This window comes from Acinetobacter sp. KS-LM10 (genome assembly GCF_036896575.1).
Classification (GTDB): domain Bacteria; phylum Pseudomonadota; class Gammaproteobacteria; order Pseudomonadales; family Moraxellaceae; genus Acinetobacter; species Acinetobacter avistercoris.
The window spans coordinates 3,441,009-3,459,484 of sequence record NZ_CP145906.1; the positions used below are offsets into that span (position 1 = coordinate 3,441,009).

The 18,476-nt window shown below is 38.5% G+C and carries 12 protein-coding genes; 3 read left to right on the forward strand and 9 right to left on the reverse strand.

Features of this window, described 5'->3' with window-relative positions; translation table 11 throughout:
- Nucleotides 1–8: 8 nt before the first annotated feature.
- The 6 genes from V5M36_RS15590 to V5M36_RS15615 all read right to left on the reverse strand — a co-directional run bounded on the left by V5M36_RS15590 (nucleotide 9) and on the right by V5M36_RS15615 (nucleotide 9,362).
- A complete protein-coding gene (locus V5M36_RS15590) occupies nucleotides 9–353 on the reverse strand; it encodes a hypothetical protein (protein ID WP_338560643.1) in 345 nt (114 codons plus the stop codon).
- Nucleotides 354–1,017: 664 nt separating this feature from the next.
- Nucleotides 1,018–2,697, reverse strand: a complete 1,680-nt coding sequence (locus tag V5M36_RS15595; RefSeq protein ID WP_338560645.1) for an amidohydrolase — start codon at nucleotides 2,695–2,697, stop codon at nucleotides 1,018–1,020.
- A gap of 689 nt (nucleotides 2,698–3,386) precedes the next feature.
- Nucleotides 3,387–4,508, reverse strand: coding sequence for a molecular chaperone DnaJ (dnaJ, locus tag V5M36_RS15600; RefSeq protein WP_338560647.1), 1,122 nt, complete (start codon nucleotides 4,506–4,508; stop codon nucleotides 3,387–3,389).
- Between the two features lie 94 nt (nucleotides 4,509–4,602).
- Nucleotides 4,603–4,980: a hypothetical protein gene (locus V5M36_RS15605; RefSeq protein WP_338560649.1), complete on the reverse strand. Its 378-nt coding sequence runs from the start codon at nucleotides 4,978–4,980 to the stop codon at nucleotides 4,603–4,605.
- A 132-nt stretch (nucleotides 4,981–5,112) separates the two neighbouring features.
- The gene (locus tag V5M36_RS15610; RefSeq protein ID WP_338564277.1) at nucleotides 5,113–8,247 is read right to left on the reverse strand and encodes an efflux RND transporter permease subunit; all 3,135 of its coding nucleotides are present in this window, start codon (nucleotides 8,245–8,247) and stop codon (nucleotides 5,113–5,115) included.
- A gap of 11 nt (nucleotides 8,248–8,258) precedes the next feature.
- Complete coding sequence (locus V5M36_RS15615; RefSeq protein WP_338560651.1) at nucleotides 8,259–9,362, reverse strand: efflux RND transporter periplasmic adaptor subunit; 1,104 nt, start codon at nucleotides 9,360–9,362, stop codon at nucleotides 8,259–8,261.
- A gap of 149 nt (nucleotides 9,363–9,511) precedes the next feature.
- Between V5M36_RS15615 and V5M36_RS15620 the strand changes: the two genes are divergently transcribed.
- From V5M36_RS15620 to V5M36_RS15630, 3 genes are all read left to right on the forward strand, one after another.
- Nucleotides 9,512–10,126, forward strand: coding sequence for a TetR/AcrR family transcriptional regulator (locus tag V5M36_RS15620; RefSeq protein ID WP_338560653.1), 615 nt, complete (start codon nucleotides 9,512–9,514; stop codon nucleotides 10,124–10,126).
- A 125-nt stretch (nucleotides 10,127–10,251) separates the two neighbouring features.
- Nucleotides 10,252–12,942 (forward strand): phosphoenolpyruvate carboxylase, encoded by a 2,691-nt coding sequence (ppc, locus tag V5M36_RS15625; RefSeq protein ID WP_338560655.1) that lies wholly within the window; start codon nucleotides 10,252–10,254, stop codon nucleotides 12,940–12,942.
- A 353-nt stretch (nucleotides 12,943–13,295) separates the two neighbouring features.
- The gene (locus V5M36_RS15630) at nucleotides 13,296–14,597 is read left to right on the forward strand and encodes a solute carrier family 23 protein (protein WP_338560657.1); all 1,302 of its coding nucleotides are present in this window, start codon (nucleotides 13,296–13,298) and stop codon (nucleotides 14,595–14,597) included.
- A gap of 184 nt (nucleotides 14,598–14,781) precedes the next feature.
- Here the strand turns inward: V5M36_RS15630 and V5M36_RS15635 are convergent, their stop codons facing one another.
- From V5M36_RS15635 to V5M36_RS15645, 3 genes are all read right to left on the reverse strand, one after another.
- Nucleotides 14,782–16,467 carry a putative bifunctional diguanylate cyclase/phosphodiesterase gene (locus V5M36_RS15635; protein WP_338560659.1) on the reverse strand — a complete coding sequence of 562 codons (1,686 nt, stop codon included), beginning with the start codon at nucleotides 16,465–16,467 and terminating at the stop codon, nucleotides 14,782–14,784.
- Nucleotides 16,468–16,824: 357 nt separating this feature from the next.
- Complete coding sequence (locus V5M36_RS15640; protein ID WP_338560661.1) at nucleotides 16,825–17,112, reverse strand: chorismate mutase; 288 nt, start codon at nucleotides 17,110–17,112, stop codon at nucleotides 16,825–16,827.
- Nucleotides 17,105–18,427 carry a hypothetical protein gene (locus tag V5M36_RS15645; RefSeq protein WP_338560663.1) on the reverse strand — a complete coding sequence of 441 codons (1,323 nt, stop codon included), beginning with the start codon at nucleotides 18,425–18,427 and terminating at the stop codon, nucleotides 17,105–17,107. Before V5M36_RS15645 ends, V5M36_RS15640 begins: the two co-directional genes overlap by 8 nt.
- Nucleotides 18,428–18,476 lie beyond the last annotated feature (49 nt).

The following is an 18,476-nucleotide window of genomic DNA, read 5'->3' on the forward strand; positions in this document are numbered from 1 at the left end:
TTCCTTTACTAAGGTCTGTTGATTGATAATAAGCTATAACCAACTGGTAAATTCCAATTTTTTAAATATTGCATATAGCTACAAGAATCCTCAAAATCAGTCCATGTAAACTCCGTGATCACACCTTGCTTTTCACAAGTATAGGTTGCACTTGCCTGCCCATTTTTATACTCAATACCTATTAATTGTGCATCTTGAATACAGTTGGTATTCTCTGTCACGTTTTCAAGAAATTTTTCTGCTTCTGTTTTACTAGCCCCACCAATATTAACAAAACCTCTGTCTTTTAGCTTAGGATAATGCTCAAAATCAACATATAAACAATTCTCTCCAACGTTATTATTAGCAATCATTTGTTCACCGAGTTCTAGTGATTTCACTAGTTCGGGGTATTTATTATATATTCTATATAAACCATACACCTTGACGAACAGTAAAATCATAACAACACTCAGTATTAAGAGCAGTGTAACTTTTAACCAGATCGACAAATACATATTTAATTTCCTCAAGACATCTATCTACCATTACCTGCTGTTGAAAACCACCTTTTTCTCGGATTAAAGACAGCAGGCATCTATCTCAGATTTGAAGCCTAATTCAACAAAGATGACGATGACTTACTACCAAATATTCAACCTCCTACCCTAATATCCATGTCTTGAATAAAGTTACAATCATCTTTCCAGCTATAAAATCTCGTGTAAAAGAAATAACATCCATTGCAGAATATTTTTAATCTTCATTTTTTATAAAGCCATATTTATTCGTATTTATATGACCAAAAGATCATTGATAGATTAATACACTCTAAATTGATCTTTTTTGCATTTCATCAGAAAATCTAAGCTATTTCTTATTTCAACAAGAGATTTATTAAATTCAGGTCTATTTAATTAGAAGCAACCTCCTAAAAAAAGCCTAGATATAAAATCTAGGCTTCGTGTAAATCATCTTCTCTGAATTTAATGCACATTTAAATAAAGCATCATTTAAAAGCTCAAATTCATGTACCCATTAATGGTCATGACCATCAGCAACTTCAGTAACCTTTTCATTGGCTTTGGTTTTATTCGCTTCGCGATCATAGACAATTTTCCCGTTAAATACGGTCATCACCACTTCAGAGCTTTCTAGTGCAGCAGGTTGAACCTTAAATAAATTCTGACTCATCACAACTAAATCTGCTGCTTTACCCTTTTCGATTGATCCTGTTTCTTTTTCAGCAAAAATCGCTTCAGCCCCGTTAATAGTATGACTCGCAATCATGGCATCAAGTGAAACACCTGACTGAACTCCTTGAGCGATACGCGTCATTGGGAAAAATTCACGAACTGGATAATCACTTGATGAATTCAATAATACACCAGCATCGAAAAATGCTTTAGGCAATGGATGACCATCTGCACGTATACCCAGTGAAAGGAAGCGCGGAATCGTTTCAATTGCTTCATCACTCACATGAGTAATCATATGTCGTGCATCACGCTTACCATTTTGCTGTTGCGCATATTCAAAGGAATCTAGCATTAAATTATAGGTCCTGGTTGGGCCTATATCATGGATATATACTCGAAACTTTTCTTTATCTAAAGCTGCGACTGTTTTCTTTAAAATCTCCTGATCCCATACCAGTGATCCATACGTACTGCTGGCTCCAGTACCAAAAATTTTAATCGAATCTGTTTTAAAGAATTTACCCTTGTATTTAGCTCGGCGCTCTATAAATCCTGGAATTTGTTCAGTGCCACGATTTTCATCTGCCCACTGTAAAAGATCATAACGTACAGTCAGTTTAGACTCATTGTCTAATGCTTTCATCGCTTCCAAGAATGTATCAGTCGGATAATGAATCGGCACCAATACTGATGTTACTCCGCGTTGTGGTGCGAGTTCTTGTTGGAAAGAAAGTACTGCATTTTTATATTCATCTACACTAAAGTCTGGTTGTGGCAACACACTGATGACTAAGTTTTGTGCGCTAAATTCTCTCAGGATACCTGTAGGGTTTCCTTGAGAATCACGGTCGATGAAGCCCCCAGCTGGATCTTTTGTCTCCGCTGTAATACCAGCGTTCTGCATGGCACGTGTATTTGCCCATACTTCATGATGCCCATGGGTAATAAAAACTGCAGGAATATCCTTTCCTACAATCTCATCCAATAATACCGCAGGTGATTTTCCTGTTAATTTTGCTTGTTCAAGCACATATTTCAAATTCCATCCTACACCCCTGATTTGTTTAACATCAGGCTGTTTAAGCAAGAAATCTTGAGTTGCTTTTTTATAAGCCTCTAATGTCTGTGTGCCGAGATTAACCCAATACATTGATTCAGCACGTAAATAAGCATGGTTATGGGTATCAACAAAACCTGGAAGTAAAATTTTACCTTTTAAATCAATAATTTGAGTTTGTTGACCACGCCAATCTTTGAGTCCAGAATTACTGCCGACATAGACAATTTTTCCATCTTTAACTGCAACAGCTTCTGCTTCAGAGCGGGCTGTATCGACTGTATAAACAGAGCCATTCTCAAAAATAAGATCTGCCTGTTTAGAATCTATAGCGCTATCATCATTGCTTCCACAAGCTGTTAATGTGACAGCTAAAGTCGTCGCAAGAGATCCTATCCAAAAATTTCGTAATGCGGATTTCGCAAATGGAAATTTAGAGTTCATTTGAGATTGTTCCTTCATATTAATTTCATCCTTGTGCCCTTTATTTTGTTGCTATTTTTTAGTAATACTGCAATAAAGCAAAAAACTTCCTGCTTTAATATCTTATGCCGTAGCTGATATATAGAACTAAACTAGTGAAGGAGCACCCTTAAGTCAAAAACTTACGAGGTATATCTTTATGTAATAATAGTATTCAATGCATGTATGAATCATAAAAAAAAGAGCGATCTAAATCTCTGAGATAACGTAATTGGCGATAGAAGAAACGTATTATGAGATGCATCTAAATTCAAATTTTTAGTTATATTAATGAATATGAAAAACGCTTAGTCTTTAATTTTAGTATTTTCAAGTTGATTTCATCTTTTTTAAAGTCAAAAATAATTGATATTTAACGTTTTATTTTTTAATTTAATTTAATAATTGTTATTTTATAAATCGTTTTTTCTTTTTCATTTGCGTTTTCTTTTCATTTGCTTTTGATTACATCTACATTGACGTAAGCCAATGCTTACACCAATTCAAGCCTTTTGCAGCTAGGCGAGTTCGTTACCATTTTATATGATGAGGACATAGAGAGCAGGATGCTCCAAAAAAATAAAAATACGATGAGATACAAGGAAAGTCAGGTACGACAGGAGTTATACCTAAAGCATCAAATACGAAAAAGCCCAACAGGATGTTGGGCTTTTTTGATTTCCGTTTAATTAATCAAATAAACGGTCGAAGAATGATTTTTTCTTCGGAGACGATTTACTGTCTTCACCATCCATCGATTCTTGTAACTCTTTTAACAGTTCACGCTGGCGTGAAGTTAAATGTACAGGGGTTTCGACCACAACACGACAAAGTAAATCACCTTGCATGCTGGTACGAACAGGTTTTACACCCTTACCACGTAAACGGAACATTTTACCCGTTTGTGTACCTTCAGGTACTTTCAGGTTTACACGCCCGTCTAATGTTGGAATTTCAATTTCTTTACCCAAAGCAGCATCTGCAATACTAATGGGTACGTCCATATATAGATCAGCGCCATCACGTTGGAAGATCTCATGTTCACGAACAGTCACTTCTACGTATAAGTCACCTGATTGACCATCACGAATCGCTTCACCTTTACCCGTTAAACGTACGCGATCGCCATTATCTACACCAGCAGGGATCGTCACTTCTAAAGTTTGTTGACGATCTTTTACACCCGACCCATGGCATGTATTACAAGGGGTCTTAATGATTTTACCTTGACCACGACATGTGCTACAGGTTTGCTGAACAGAGAAGAAACCTTGCTGCATACGGACTTGACCCGCCCCATGACAGGTTTTACAGGTTTCAACATCTTGTGGATTTTTTGATCCTTTTCCATCACATGTTTCACATGGCGCTGGCGCTGTGAAAGTAATGGTTTTTTTAATACCTTTTACGGCTTCTTCAAGCGTCAGTTCCATTACATAGCGTAAATCAGAACCACGTTTTTGGCGTTGTTGACCACCACGACCGCCACCACCAAATGCGCCACCAAAGATATCGCCAAATTGGCTAAAGATATCTTCTGCGCTAAAACCACCACCGAAGCCACCACCGCCTCCGCCCATACCACCTTCGAAGGCTTGATGGCCCATCCGGTCGTACATGCTGCGTTTTTCGCCATCAGATAAAACTTCATAAGCTTCAGCAGCTTCTTTGAATTTATCTTCAGCTTCGGCATTGTCTGGGTTACGATCTGGATGATACTTCATCGCCAACTTACGGTAGGCTTTTTTAATTTCATCATCACTAGCGGTTTTAGCTACGCCTAAAACCTCATAATAATCACGTTTAGCCATGTCTGGCGATGCTCCACAAAAAAATAAGATTACTTCACTGCGAAGTATGTTGGGGTCATAGCTCGATATTACAAGTCGGAGTAAAAATTATTTTTTAAAAAACGGCTTTTTTCTGAATATACTTCACGAAACCTTTTAACCAAACATTCAAAAGGTATAACCACGCTATTGCAGCAAAAACAACACCAATCACCGTGCAGGTTTTTACCCAAATCATGCTATCCCAATAAATAAAGAATGCAGGAATAAACCATAAAAATGCAAAAACAACTAAAATGAGAAAGAGCACAACGCTGCGCATAATCCATAATGCTTGGGCCTGCATCCATACTTCGGCAGTATCAGACTGCACCACTTTTCGAGACAAAAAGTAAGCTATTACAGCGGTAATTGCTGTAAATAATGCTAAAAACATAAACACATAAGACAAAGTAACAAAACGACGATGTCTATCTAAGCTGTCTCGCCCCATGGATAATTTTAACCTCAATTCACTGCACACTCATTTTGAGTTATACAGTGAATTTATTATTTTATTGTCTGTAAAAAACTAGGGACTACTATATTGAATTTTTCAGTATTTCGCACCTAATATTGCAACATTCTACACACTATTTGACTCTTTTTTTACTTTAAACCACGCTGCATACAGAGCAGGTAAAAAGAATAATGTTAATAGTGTAGCAATAATAAGCCCACCCATAATCGCAACAGCCATCGGCCCGAAAAAAATACTTCTTGAAAGTGGGATCATGGCCAGCACTGCGGCCAGTGCCGTCAGGATAATTGGACGAGAACGGCGCACTGTTGCATCCAAAATTGCATCCCACTGTGAATGTCCAGATTTGATGTCTTGCTCAATTTGATCAATTAAAATCAATGAATTACGCATAATCATTCCTGATAATGCAATCGTACCCAGCATCGCAACAAATCCAAAAGGTTTATTGAAGAGCAAGAGGAATAAGACGACTCCAATGAGTCCCAATGGCGCGGTAAGAAATACAATAAATGATCGAGAAATACTCTTCAGTTGTATCATCAATAATGTGAAAACGACCGCTAAAAATAAAGGCATACCCGCATTTACTGAGGTCTGACCTCGTGCTGACTCTTCGACCGTGCCTCCAACTTCAATTAAATAACCACTTGCTAAGTCGGCACGAATACTTTCAATCGATTCCTTTAACTCATTCACCACCGTCGCAGGTTGTAATTGAGTTTGAATATCTGCCCGCACGGTAATCGTTGGTAAGCGGTTACGATGCCAAATCAGCCCATCTTCAAATTTGTATTGAATATTGGCAATTTGTGCTAAAGGTACCGTACCTCCTTTCGATGTTGGCACCGCGAGACTTTCTAAAGATGCTACATCTGCACGTTCAGCCTGATCACCCCGTAACCGAATATCAATTAATTCACGCTTTTCACGATATTGATTAATCACCGCACCACTAATCGAGCTGTTCAGGAAGTTGGCGACGTCTAAACTACTGACGCCTAATTGACGTGCACGATCCTGATCAATTTCAAGAGAAATGACTTTGCTCGGCTCACCCCAGTCTAAATGTACATTATTGGTGTTTGGATTTTCACTAACGACTTTTGCGACGTCCTGCGCACGCTGACGTACCGTATTTAAATCTTCACCAGATACTCGGAACTGCAGTGGATAGCCAACAGGCGGTCCATTTTCTAATAATGAAACGCGTGTTCGGACTTGAGGAAGCAATTGACTAATTTCTTGACTCAGATTTTTCCGAATCTCATCTCGTTCTTCTAAAGAAGATGCCAAAACGACGAGCTGTGCAAAACTGGCTTGCGGTAACTGTTGATCTAAAGGTAAATAAAAGCGTGGCGAACCTGTGCCCACATAAGCAACATAGTTATCAATCCCTTTTTGAGTTGATAAAAACTTTTCGACTTTTTTAACTGCATTTTCAGTTGCTGTTAGTGATGCGCCTTCTTCAAGTTTTAAATCCACTAAAATTTCAGCACGGTTAGACGGTGGAAAAAACTGTTGTGGGACCAACTTAAACATTAAAATAGACAAGATAAAAAGACCCACGGTCGCAGCGATAACGGTCTTACGATAAGTCACACATGTATTCACCCAGCGTCTTAATTTTTGATAAGTCTTGGATTGATAAGGATCGTGCACCTCTCCCTGAACATGAATGATTGGTTGCGGTGCAGGCTGTTTACGCAGTCGGGCCCATAAGCGCTGATACCACGACGCTTTATGCGGAGTATTATTAAAATCTGGTAGCAGTTTGTCTCCTAAATAAGGCACGAACAACACCGCAGCAAACCATGATACGACCAGTGCAATGGTCACCACTTGGAAAATAGAACGCGTATATTCGCCTGTACTTGAAGCAGCTGTGGCAATCGGCAGAAAACCTGCTGCAGTAATCAAGGTTCCCGTGAGCATAGGAAAAGCTGTAGATGTCCAAGCAAAACCTGCTGCTTTAAGCCGGCTATACCCCTGCTCCATTTTTATGGCCATCATTTCAACAGCAATAATTGCATCGTCGACTAACAGTCCAAGCGCTAAAATTAACGCACCTAACGAAATTTTGTGTAGTCCGACATCAAAGAAATTCATGCCCGCAAAGGTCATCGCGAGTACAAGCGGAATGGATAATGCCACCACCAATCCCGTGCGGAAACCAAGTGAAAAGAAACTCACCAAGAGAACAATAATTACCGCTTCAGCCAGCACTTTAATGAATTCGTGAATACTGTGTTCTACCGCAACAGGCTGATCTGAAACCTTTTTCAGTTCCATACCAAGAGGCAAAGCTTGTTGTAAATCGTTAAATTTTGTTTCTAAGTTTTTACCTAAGGCGATGATGTCACCACCCTTACGCATTGAAACGGCAACTCCAATACCGTTTTGTCCCATAAAGCGCATCCGTGGCTGTGCTGGTTCACTGAAACCACGATAAATTTCTGCAACATCACCCAACTGAATGGTTTTATCTCCCACTAAGAGGGGCATTTTTTTCAAATCATCTACTGACTGCAGTGCTCCACTTACACGCACTTGAATTCGATCTGTGCCTGTTTCAAAAAAACCTGCACTGGCAGTACTATTTTGTTTTTGTAATGCCTCTTGAATCGCGGTTACTGGAATACCCAGTTGAGAGGATTTTGTATTTGAAATTTCTATCCAAATTTTTTGATCTTGTAGACCGACTAAATCTACTTTCGCTACGTCTTTAACGCGTTGTAATTGAAGCTGAATCCGATCTGCATATTCTTTTAAAATGGCATAGTCAAAATCTTTTCCTGTAAGAACGTAGATATTTCCAAAAGTATCGCCAAATTCATCATTAAAAAATGGTCCCTGCACACCAGCTGGTAATTGGTGTTTGATATCGCCTACTTTTTTTCTCACCTGATACCAGACATTAGCGAGATCTGCAGATTTAAGAGAGTCTTTCGCAATGAACGTGACCATAGACTCGCCGGGTCTTGAATAAGCCGCCACGCGGTCGTATAAGCCCGTACTCATCAACTCTTTTTCAATCCGATCTGTCACTTGCAATGACACTTCTTCTGCTGTCGCACCTGGCCAATAGGTTTGGACCACCATCACCTTAAAACTAAAGGGTGGATCTTCACTTTGGGCCAGTTTGGCATATGAGTAAATACCCAATATGCCCATCAGAATCATAAAATAAAGAATCAATCCTTTATTGTTTAATGCCCATTCTGACAAGTTGAAATTCATTTTGGAGCTCATTATTTTGCTCCTGCTTGAATCTGAACACTACGATTCTGTCGATCGATCGGATTAATTTTTTGTTTTTCTCTTAATAAATGCACACCGCCCACAACCACCCAATCCGCTGCTTTTAAACCTTGAGTAACAGGTACATTTTCCTTGCCATATGCACCAAGACTTACAGCAACTTTACGGATGGTATGATCTGTATTCACGACCCAAACATATGGCTGATTTTCTGTTGCAGATACACTGGTTAAAGGCACACTTAAAACATTATGTGCAGTAGAAGAAAAAAATACGCGGGCACTTTGCCCCAATTGAATTGCAGATTGGCCTTCTTTTAAAGCCACTTTGACACTAAAAGTACGAGACTGATCTGCTGCGGGCGAGATTTCACGCACATAAGCAGCGAAACGCTCTTCAGGCTTTGACCACAAGGTAATCCAAGCATTTTGTCCCACTTTAATTTGGGTAATGGCTTGTTCTGGAATTCCGATCACCACCTCACGATCACCATCAATGGCCACTTGGTATGCAGCTTGCCCAGCAGCAACCACTTGCCCAACTTCGATATCGCGCTGGGTAATCACGCCATTTTTATTGGCAACCAACTGGTTATAACCGGTTTGATTACTGCTTACTGCATAATTTGACTGAGCTTGTTTTAAGTTTGACATCGCAGACTTAAATTGGTTTTCAACCACATCATATTGCGAGCGGCTCACCGCATTAATCGGTAAAAGCTGCTGAAAACGTTTAAACTCATCTTCTGCTATTTTTGCTGCTGATTTTGCAGCGTCAAGTTGAGCCTGAGCAGAATTTAATTGGAGTTGAGCATCTTGAACATCCAGTTTCGCCAAAACTTGTCCAACCTTGATTCGGTCACCCACATCGACATAGCGTTCCGTAATTTGGCCCGCCACCCGAAATGCCAGTGCCGTTTGTTGTCGAGCTTGTACTTCACCCGCATAGCTTTTTAATTCATCATGTGTCGTATTTGGTTGAGCCACCATCACAACGGGTATTTGTTCTACTGCTTGTTTTTCTTTGCTACAACCCGCTAATGTGACACCACACAACAGCATCAAACTGATGACCGCAACTTTTAGATTACTCATGTGAACTGCTCTTATTCAATTATTTGGGCAAATGTTGTTTCCAGTATATTAATTTGATTATTTTTTAATTAATATACTGCATGGTACATTAATTAAAATTTATTTTCCAAGTCATGACTTAATTTATTTTTTTTGGAGATTATTGGCAAATGAAAGTGGGTCGTCCAAAGGATTTAGAAAAACGCCAACAGATTTTAGATGCAGCGAAAGCATTGTTTTTAATGCACGGTTTTCATGGTTCAAGTATGAATCAAATTGCTAAAGCAGCCGGTGTCACCAAATTGACGGTATACAATCATTTCCAAGACAAAGAAAATTTATTCACCTGTGCCATCGCAGAAACATGTGAAGAGTCCATTGATACTCGAACTGTAAGCTTAGATCAACATTCAGATTTTAATGCGGCACTACAGCAACTGTGTAAATTGGCAATTGATCTGGTGAATCTACCTGAAGCCCTTAAACTTGAGCATTTATTATTAGAACTTGCGGCTGAGCAAAATCCTCTCGTGTTGCCTTTTTATGATGCCTCGCATAATAAATTATTGAAAGTTTGGCGCGTTTTTTTTCAACAAGCAATCGCGCTAAATTTCATTCAAGATGCCAATATTGAAAAGCAGATTCATTTGCTCATCTCTTTATTACTCGGACAGCGGCATCATGAAGTTTTACTCGGTATTCGTGCAATCCCAAATGTTGAGGAGCGCCAATCAATTGTTGAAGAAGCCATTGAAATATTTATGCTCAAATATCAAAAAAACTGATTTTTATTTAGTAAAAGGCGTTTTTTAATACGGTATTTTTCATTTTTTATCCTAAAGTGCTAGATGCATGACTTGGTTTATCATTAAATCGAGGTATATTCTAAATACAAGAATAGGAGAAAAAAATGATTCAACAAATTGATGCTCCATTACGTGAAGACGTACGTTTACTTGGAAATCTTTTGGGTGAAACGCTCAAAGAACAAGCCGGACAAGATTTGTTTAATCAGGTAGAACAAATTCGTGCCTTAGCCAAAGGGGCGCGTGATGGTAAGCAGGAAGCAGAAAAACAACTCGAACAACTCTTTTTGAGTCTTGAGGACAATGAAATTTTGCCGCTAACACGTGCATTTTCACACTTTCTCAATTTTGCGAATATCGCTGAACAGTATCATGTGGTTCGTAGCCGTCGCCGCGATGAGTTTGATACTCAAGCGCCTTCAGCCAATGTACTTGATCCACTTTTCACTAAATTTAAAAAACAACAGATCTCTGCAGAAGTACTCTACAAACAAATTTGTGAACTGAGCATCGAGCTCGTATTGACGGCGCATCCGACAGAAGTGAGTCGTCGAACATTGATTCAAAAATATGATGGCATTAACAATTGTCTATCTAAGTTTGATCAGCAAAAATTAACACCCAAGCAACGTGCTGTCGTATTAGAAGAACTAAAGCAACTGGTCTGCTCTGCATGGCAAACTGATGAAATTCGTCAGCATCGCCCAACCCCTATCGATGAAGCAAAATGGGGTTTTACCACCATCGAACAAACGCTCTGGAATGCGATTCCGAAATTTATTCGTGAATTAGATACATTGGTACAAGACAACTGCGAAAAAACACTTCCATTGGATATTGCCCCTGTTCGCTTTGCATCTTGGATGGGCGGTGACCGCGATGGTAATCCCAATGTGACACATCAAGTGACTCAGGAAGTACTTTGGCTTTCTCGTTGGAAAGCAGCGGATTTATATTTAAGAGATATTGAAGATTTACGTTGGGATTTATCTATTCAGTCCTGTAGTCCAGAACTACAGCAAGCACTTGGGATCGATCATCCAGAACCGTATCGAGAATATTTACGTCATACTCGTGAACGCCTTAAAATCACTCGAGCATGGTTGTCCGCAAAGTTACAAGGACAACATTCGGATGTCGATCGTAATCAAATCATTCATCATAAAGATGAATTATTACAGCCGCTTTTATTGTGTTATCGCTCTCTCGTTGATTCCAACTTAAAAGAAATTGCCAATGGTAAATTACTCGATTTTATATATCGAGTGAATTGTTTCGGAATTGAATTACTCAAGCTTGATATTCGTCAAGAATCAGGACGTCATCGCCAAGCGATCTCTGCTATTACTGAATACTTAGGTTTAGGCAATTTTGAAACATGGACTGAACAGGCACGCCAGAACTTCTTATTACAAGAGCTCCAAAGTAAACGACCTTTATTGCCTAAACATTTAAGTGTTCCCGAACAAAGCTTAATCGAACATTCAGATGTACAAGAAGTATTTGCAACCATGCGTACTTTGGCAGAACAACCGAAGGAAAGTTTAGGTGCTTATATTATTTCGATGGCGGAATATCCAAGTGATGTACTCGCGGTTTTACTGCTACAAAAAGAAGCAGGCATTAAGCATCCTCTGCGCGTGGTTCCTCTCTTCGAAACCTTAAAAGATCTGGACAGTGCTGCCCATACCATGAATACCTTATTTAATATGGATTGGTATAAACAGCATATTGCAGCCAAACATGAGGTCATGATTGGCTACTCAGACTCTGCCAAAGATGCAGGTTTTATGTCTGCCAACTGGGCACAGTATCGTGCACAAGAAGAATTGACCGCCGTGGCGAAAAATCACGATATACAACTGACGCTATTTCATGGTCGCGGTGGCTCAATTAGCCGTGGCGGTGCACCTACACAACAGGCTTTGTTTTCACAACCACCAGGTTCAATTTCAGGTGCAATTCGAGTCACTGAACAAGGTGAAATGATCCGCTTCAAATTTGGTTTAGAAGAAATTGCTTTACAAAATCTTGAAATTTATACCGCTGCAACTCTAGAAGCAACCTTACTCCCACCGCCTGAACCGAAGCAAGAATGGCGTGACTTAATGCATAAGATGACGGATCTTTCGGTACAGGTTTATCGTCAAACGGTACGTGAAAACCCTCATTTCGTTCAGTATTTAAGAACAGTGACACCAGAACTTGAATTGCAAATGTTACCTTTGGGCTCTCGTCCGGCAAAACGTAAAGTCAGTGGTGGAATTGAATCTCTACGTGCCATTCCTTGGGTATTTGCTTGGACACAAATTCGTTTAATGCTTCCTGCATGGTTAGGAACTGGGGCGGCAATTAATCAAGTGATTTCCGAAGGTCATAAATCTCAACTTGATGAAATGTTACAGCAATGGCCGTATTTCCAGACCTTGATCGATATGCTGGAAATGGTGTTGTCGAAAGCTGACAGCAATATAGCGCTTTATTATGAAGCGCATTTAACTCAAGATGATCATCTGAAAGTCCTCGGTGCTGAATTACGTCAACGTCTACACGATGCTGTACAAACCTTACTGGTTATGAAGGGCGAGTCTCAATTACTCAGCTCGAATGAGGTTCTCGATCAATCTATGAGAGTAAGAAAAACGTATTTACTGCCTCTGCATTTACTGCAAGCAGAACTCATGAAAAGACGCCGTAACTATTTATCCCATCAATCTGCTGAACAAACGCCTGTTGATCATGCCTTGATGGTAAGTATTGCGGGGATTGCTGCCGGCCTGCGAAATACTGGCTAAAAAAACATAAATAAAATAGAGCCTTCTAAAGGCTCTTTTTATTCACTTCGATAAGATGAATCTTAAAATTCAGATCATGTGCTTGTTATATAAAAAGGATGAATGAAACATTTTTTGAAAACGAGATCATATTTTTGGATTACTTTATTATTCACATTATTTATGAACATATTTGATAAGCTAATCAGATAATTCACTGATTATACTTTGGTTTTAAAAAATAATTATTTTACCACTCGGTAAAAATACAATATAAGTCAGGATTTTAGTTTTAATTTTTTTTAAATTGGATGATTAAACCTGATTAAAACAGGCGTATGATGTGCACAATTTATCTTTTGAGTGCTCAATTTATGTCCGGTTGGTTTCCAAAATGGCGCCCTTATGACGGTAGTATTGATGCACGACCTGTGGGCACAAATGAATATCTTCCAGCTGCGCAAAGCGTTGTCCTCGGTATACAACATGCATTCGCTATGTTCGGTGCAACGGTACTCGCTCCATTTTTGATGGGCTTTGATCCTAATCTTGCCATTTTAATGTCAGGTATTTGTACCATCTTGTTCTTTTTTATGACAGGTGGACGTGTTCCAAGTTATTTAGGTTCAAGTTTTGCCTTTATTGGCGTCGTCATCGCGGCAACGGGTTATACCGCTGCTGGTGGTTTAAATCCCAATATTGGTATAGCTGCTGGCGGTATTATTGCCTGTGGCGTACTGTACGCCTTACTCGGTTTTTTAGTGATGGCAACAGGAACCAAATGGATCGAAAAACTCATGCCGCCAGTGGTCACAGGCTCAGTGGTCATGATCATTGGTTTAAACCTTGCACCTGTTACCGTTAAAGCGGTCGCTGGTAATCCATTCAATATGTGGATGGCATTACTGACAGTGATGTGTATGGGTTCAATTGCAGTCTTTACCAAAGGTCTATTACAACGTTTACTTTTACTCGTTGGTCTGTTGTTGGCTTATTTGGCCTACTACCTTGTCTCGAATATTATGGGCTATGGCACACCAATTGACTTCTTGCCAATGCAACAAGCGTCTTGGTTCGGTGTTCCAGATTTTCATGCTCCTGTTTTTGATTTTAATGCGATCTTAATTATTGCGCCGATTGCCTTAATTTTAGTGGCTGAAAATTTAGGTCACATTAAAGCAGTAAGTGCTATGACAGGCGAGAACCTAGATCCTCACATCGGCAAAGCTTTTGTTGCTGATGGTCTAGCAACAACGCTAGCTGGTGGCGTTGGTGCGCCAGGTATGACTACTTATGGTGAAAATATTGGCGTGATGGCTGTCACCCGTGTTTACTCGACTATTATTTTCGTTATTGCTGGTATTTTCGCAATTTTCTTAGGACTTTCTCCTAAGTTTGGTGCAATCATTCATACCATTCCAACTGCGATTTTAACGGGTGCGTCTATTGTTGTATTCGGTCTGATTACGATTGCTGGTGCTAAAATTTGGATTGAGAGTAAAGTTGATTTTTCTCAAAACAAAAATTTAATGATCGCTGCAGTGACGATTATTTTAGGTACAGGCGACTTTGCCCTTCAGTTTGGTGACTTTAACTTAGGCGGTATTGGTACTGCTACGTTTGCCGCATTATTTTTGAACTGGTTCTTTAGTTTGGCAGATAAGAAAGCTCAATAAAATATATAAAAATGAATCTTTATAGCAGCCACAAGGCTGCTTTTTTTATGTAGATATTTTACTAGGGCCTGCTTTTTTCCGAAGCTGAGTATCTCATAACTGAAAACGAAAAACGGAAAACAAAAACTTTCATTAAAAGTATCTCAGCTCGATTAAAAACTGTGATTCTTAAAGATTGATCTTATCAAATATCTATCGCTTGTGGCCGTCCAAAATAATACCCTTGGAAGGTGTTACACCCATTTTCCTTTAATAATAAAAATTGTTCCTCAGTTTCTACGCCTTCCGCAACCACATTCAAATCTAGAGTTAATGCTAATTCAATAATGGTTTTTACAATTGCAAAATCCCGTGGATTACCTGCGATATTTTCTACAAAAGAACGATCAATTTTCAACTGATCTAAAGGCAACATTTTTAAGTAGTTCAGCGATGAATAGCCTGTACCAAAATCGTCCATAGAAAAACGAAGACCCTGCTGAATCAATTTTTTCATTTTTTCAATTGAGTTTTGCATGTCGGTATAGAACATACTTTCTGTGAGTTCTAGACGCAATAAGCGAGGATCAATCCCAGCTTCATCAATAATACGAATCACATTTTGATCAAAATCGGCTTTTCTAAATTGCTCAACACTAATGTTCACAGAAATACTTTTATCTGCGTAGTTTGGGTCCTTCGACCACTCTTTGAGTTGTCGACACGCCATAATCAAGACTTTATTACCCAGTTCATGAATTAAATCAGTCTTTTCAACTTCTTCAATAAATTTCCCAGGTAAAATCAAACCATGAATCGGATGCACCCATCGAACCAGTGCTTCATAACCTAGAATGTTTTTATCTTGATCGACTAAAATCTGATAGTAGAGTTGGAACTCATCACGCAACAAAGCTAATCGCAAATCAGTTAATAAAGCTGCTTTGGCTAAAACACTTTGCTCCATAATCGGATTAAAGACACAAATACAATTTTTTCCATTTTCTTTTGCTTGATACAGCGCCATGTCGGCATATTTTAATAATTCATTTTTTGGCAATTCCATATTTTTAAAATTAAAAATGCCAATACTTGGACTGGTATGAATTTTCTGTGCATTCAAAATGAAATAATCATTTAGTCTATTTCTCACCCGATCAGCAATTTCCATCACTGTCAGATGTGCCTGCTCCTCATTTTCACTTAAATTAGGCAAAATAATTAAAAACTCATCGCCACCTAAACGAACAATTGTATCTTTACTGGTAACGCATTCTAAAAGTCTTGTAGCGACCATTTTAAGTAGTTCATCGCCATTATCATGTCCAAGTGTGTCATTAATATTTTTAAAATTATCCAAATCAAGCATCATTAATGCCGTATGTGTGCCTTGCTCTTTTCCACTTTCAATCACATGAACCATTTGTTCTTGCATAAAGCGTCGATTCGGTAGTCCTGTCAACTCATCATGTAAGGCCATATAACGTAAGCGATCTTCAGAACTTTTTAATTCCGTGATATCGGTCCTAATCGAAATATAATTTTGTAGAACGGCATTATTATCTTTCAATGGCACAATGGTGGTATCAACCCAATACAGTGAGCCATTTTTTGCTCGATTACAGATTTCACCTTTCCAAATTTCGCCTTGTGCGATACTTCTCCACATATTGGAAAAGAACGTACGAGGGTGATAACCCGAGTTAATAATTTTATGCGTTGAACCGACCAATTCTTGAAAAGAATATTGAGAAATTTTACAAAATTTTTCATTCACATGGGTAATCACGCCACGCGTATCTGTAATCGCAACAATTGAATGCGCATCAATAGCGACTTTATAGTTTTCTAAGTCCTTGACGATTTTTTCTAATTGTAATTGGGTATCCATGGCTTCTCGAACACAAAGTCTTAAAAATGGTGTGTCCAAATGTTAACTTATTATGATTTTTTGTAACAGAGCGATAACATGACTTAAATCACGTTCCTTAAAAAATATTTTCTTTTAAATCATCTAAATAAAATAATTTTTATTCCTAAATTTTTGCCATATGTGACATTTACATCTCAATTTCACAAAATGATTACATTGTTCACTGTTTTTTATTTATTCCAAAATAAATCGTAGTCACAATTATAGATTCTCAACCACACGCTTGTTAAAAAACTCATTTTTAGGGCTAATCATGCTTTCATCTTTTCTTAACGAGAGTTTCATCTGAGTGAGAAAAGTAATTTGAACCTTTGATTAAGGTCGTAATTCTTTTAGCTCACGCTGTATAAAATGCTGGATCATCTCTCGATAAATTTTTTCAACTAAATCTGCATCCACATCTTGTATAAGGGCTTTGGCGCGTACATGTGCAATCACCTGTTCTACACGTTCAGGAGATTGAACATCTTGAACGCTACTTTTGAAACGCATTGCCTGATCCACATAAAATTGGCGCTGTGCGATAAGCGCAATAAGATCATTGTCTATCGCATCAATTTTTTCTCGAGTCTCGGATAGAGATTCACATTTATCTTTATTCATCTTTATTTTCATCAGCCTGTTTAGTTTCTAAGTCATTGTCACTTTTATACTTTTGTTCTAATACATTACTGAAAATACTTTCAATCATCCATACGCGATACAGACTATTAAACACATAACTCTTGCTATCAATTCTCAACTCAATCACAGGCAAATTCGGTTGTGACTTCATTTCACAGCGTAAATCATTCTCTTTCAATTGTTTTTCAATATCGATAAGATCTGAAGATTGAATTGCCAGATCTTTTTTTATTTGCTCAAGATGTGGTGCGCAGGATAAGTCTTTAGCTTTGCTCCATACAGATTCTAAAATATGATAAATCGCATCAATACGCTGTTCTTCAGGAACACTGTAAAACAGTTGTGCCATGTTGAGGGTCGCATCCACGGTGGGACGACAAAAGGGCGTAAATTGCACACCTGTACGTTTAGATAAACGTGTTGCCAAGCTCCAATCAAAAGAATCACGACCGTGATAACTGAGCGGATAAACTTTTAAATCAATATCATAATAATCGGCTAATTCTTCTTTAATATACGCCAATAGTAACCAACTGATGGGATCCTCTAACGCGATATATAAATCCAACTCAGGATTCATCGCCTGAATTTCTGTCAACTCTTCAGCATCATTCATCAAATGTTCGCGCCATTCGATATGATTGATGAGGAAAATAGGATTACCGGTCAGAAGATTTTGTTGTTTTAAACGGCGTGTTAGTCGCAATAGATCATCTACTGCATGATATTTTCTTCCACCAATTTCAAAGTAACTCGCCAAAACAGGAGTATGTTCAAATTTTCTTTCAGCAAGATCTGGAACGCTTTGATATTGACGCGCCATCGCATATAAAGTGCGTAATTTTCCATATTGTTGTTGCCACAACATATGAAACACATCTTCTAATAAATAAAGAAAGTTTTGACCTGTTAAAGGCGTATGACGCAATATCGTTTCGGCTTGACCAATAGCTTCAGCATTCGGAATTTCGGGTTTTTCATTATCAAAACCAAATCGATGTTGATACGCTAAAATTTGCGCATCTCTCAGACTATAGTCATTCCATTCTTCAGCGGTCATCGCATTCGGTGCTTCAGCATGCGTATCTGAAATAATAATTTTGAGAGGTTGAATGTCTTCATTCAGAATGTCATTCAATTGAGTGAGCTGTTGAACCGCAAGATAGCTATAAACATCATCTAAGCGTAGATAGATAGTTAAACCTTGTTCTGTTGATAGTACCTCTTGACGATTTGGTTTTTGATAAAACCAACTCGATCGAATCGGATCAAACCAACGGCGTAACAATGACATGTAGAAAGCCTCTAAAGATAATAAACCTTTGCATAAAAAATCTTATTAC

What these genes read in the sequence shown, in the direction of transcription:
- V5M36_RS15590 (WP_338560643.1), bottom strand. Translation starts at nt 353, where the DNA reads ATGATTGCTAATAATAACGTTGGAGAGAATTGTTTATATGTTGATTTT.
- V5M36_RS15595 (WP_338560645.1), bottom strand. Translation starts at nt 2,697, where the DNA reads ATGAAGGAACAATCTCAAATGAACTCTAAATTTCCATTTGCGAAATCC.
- dnaJ (WP_338560647.1), bottom strand. Translation starts at nt 4,508, where the DNA reads ATGGCTAAACGTGATTATTATGAGGTTTTAGGCGTAGCTAAAACCGCT.
- V5M36_RS15605 (WP_338560649.1), bottom strand. Translation starts at nt 4,980, where the DNA reads ATGGGGCGAGACAGCTTAGATAGACATCGTCGTTTTGTTACTTTGTCT.
- V5M36_RS15610 (WP_338564277.1), bottom strand. Translation starts at nt 8,247, where the DNA reads ATGAATTTCAACTTGTCAGAATGGGCATTAAACAATAAAGGATTGATT.
- V5M36_RS15615 (WP_338560651.1), bottom strand. Translation starts at nt 9,362, where the DNA reads ATGAGTAATCTAAAAGTTGCGGTCATCAGTTTGATGCTGTTGTGTGGT.
- V5M36_RS15620 (WP_338560653.1), top strand. Translation starts at nt 9,512, where the DNA reads ATGAAAGTGGGTCGTCCAAAGGATTTAGAAAAACGCCAACAGATTTTA.
- ppc (WP_338560655.1), top strand. Translation starts at nt 10,252, where the DNA reads ATGATTCAACAAATTGATGCTCCATTACGTGAAGACGTACGTTTACTT.
- V5M36_RS15630 (WP_338560657.1), top strand. Translation starts at nt 13,296, where the DNA reads ATGTCCGGTTGGTTTCCAAAATGGCGCCCTTATGACGGTAGTATTGAT.
- V5M36_RS15635 (WP_338560659.1), bottom strand. Translation starts at nt 16,467, where the DNA reads ATGGATACCCAATTACAATTAGAAAAAATCGTCAAGGACTTAGAAAAC.
- V5M36_RS15640 (WP_338560661.1), bottom strand. Translation starts at nt 17,112, where the DNA reads ATGAATAAAGATAAATGTGAATCTCTATCCGAGACTCGAGAAAAAATT.
- V5M36_RS15645 (WP_338560663.1), bottom strand. Translation starts at nt 18,427, where the DNA reads ATGTCATTGTTACGCCGTTGGTTTGATCCGATTCGATCGAGTTGGTTT.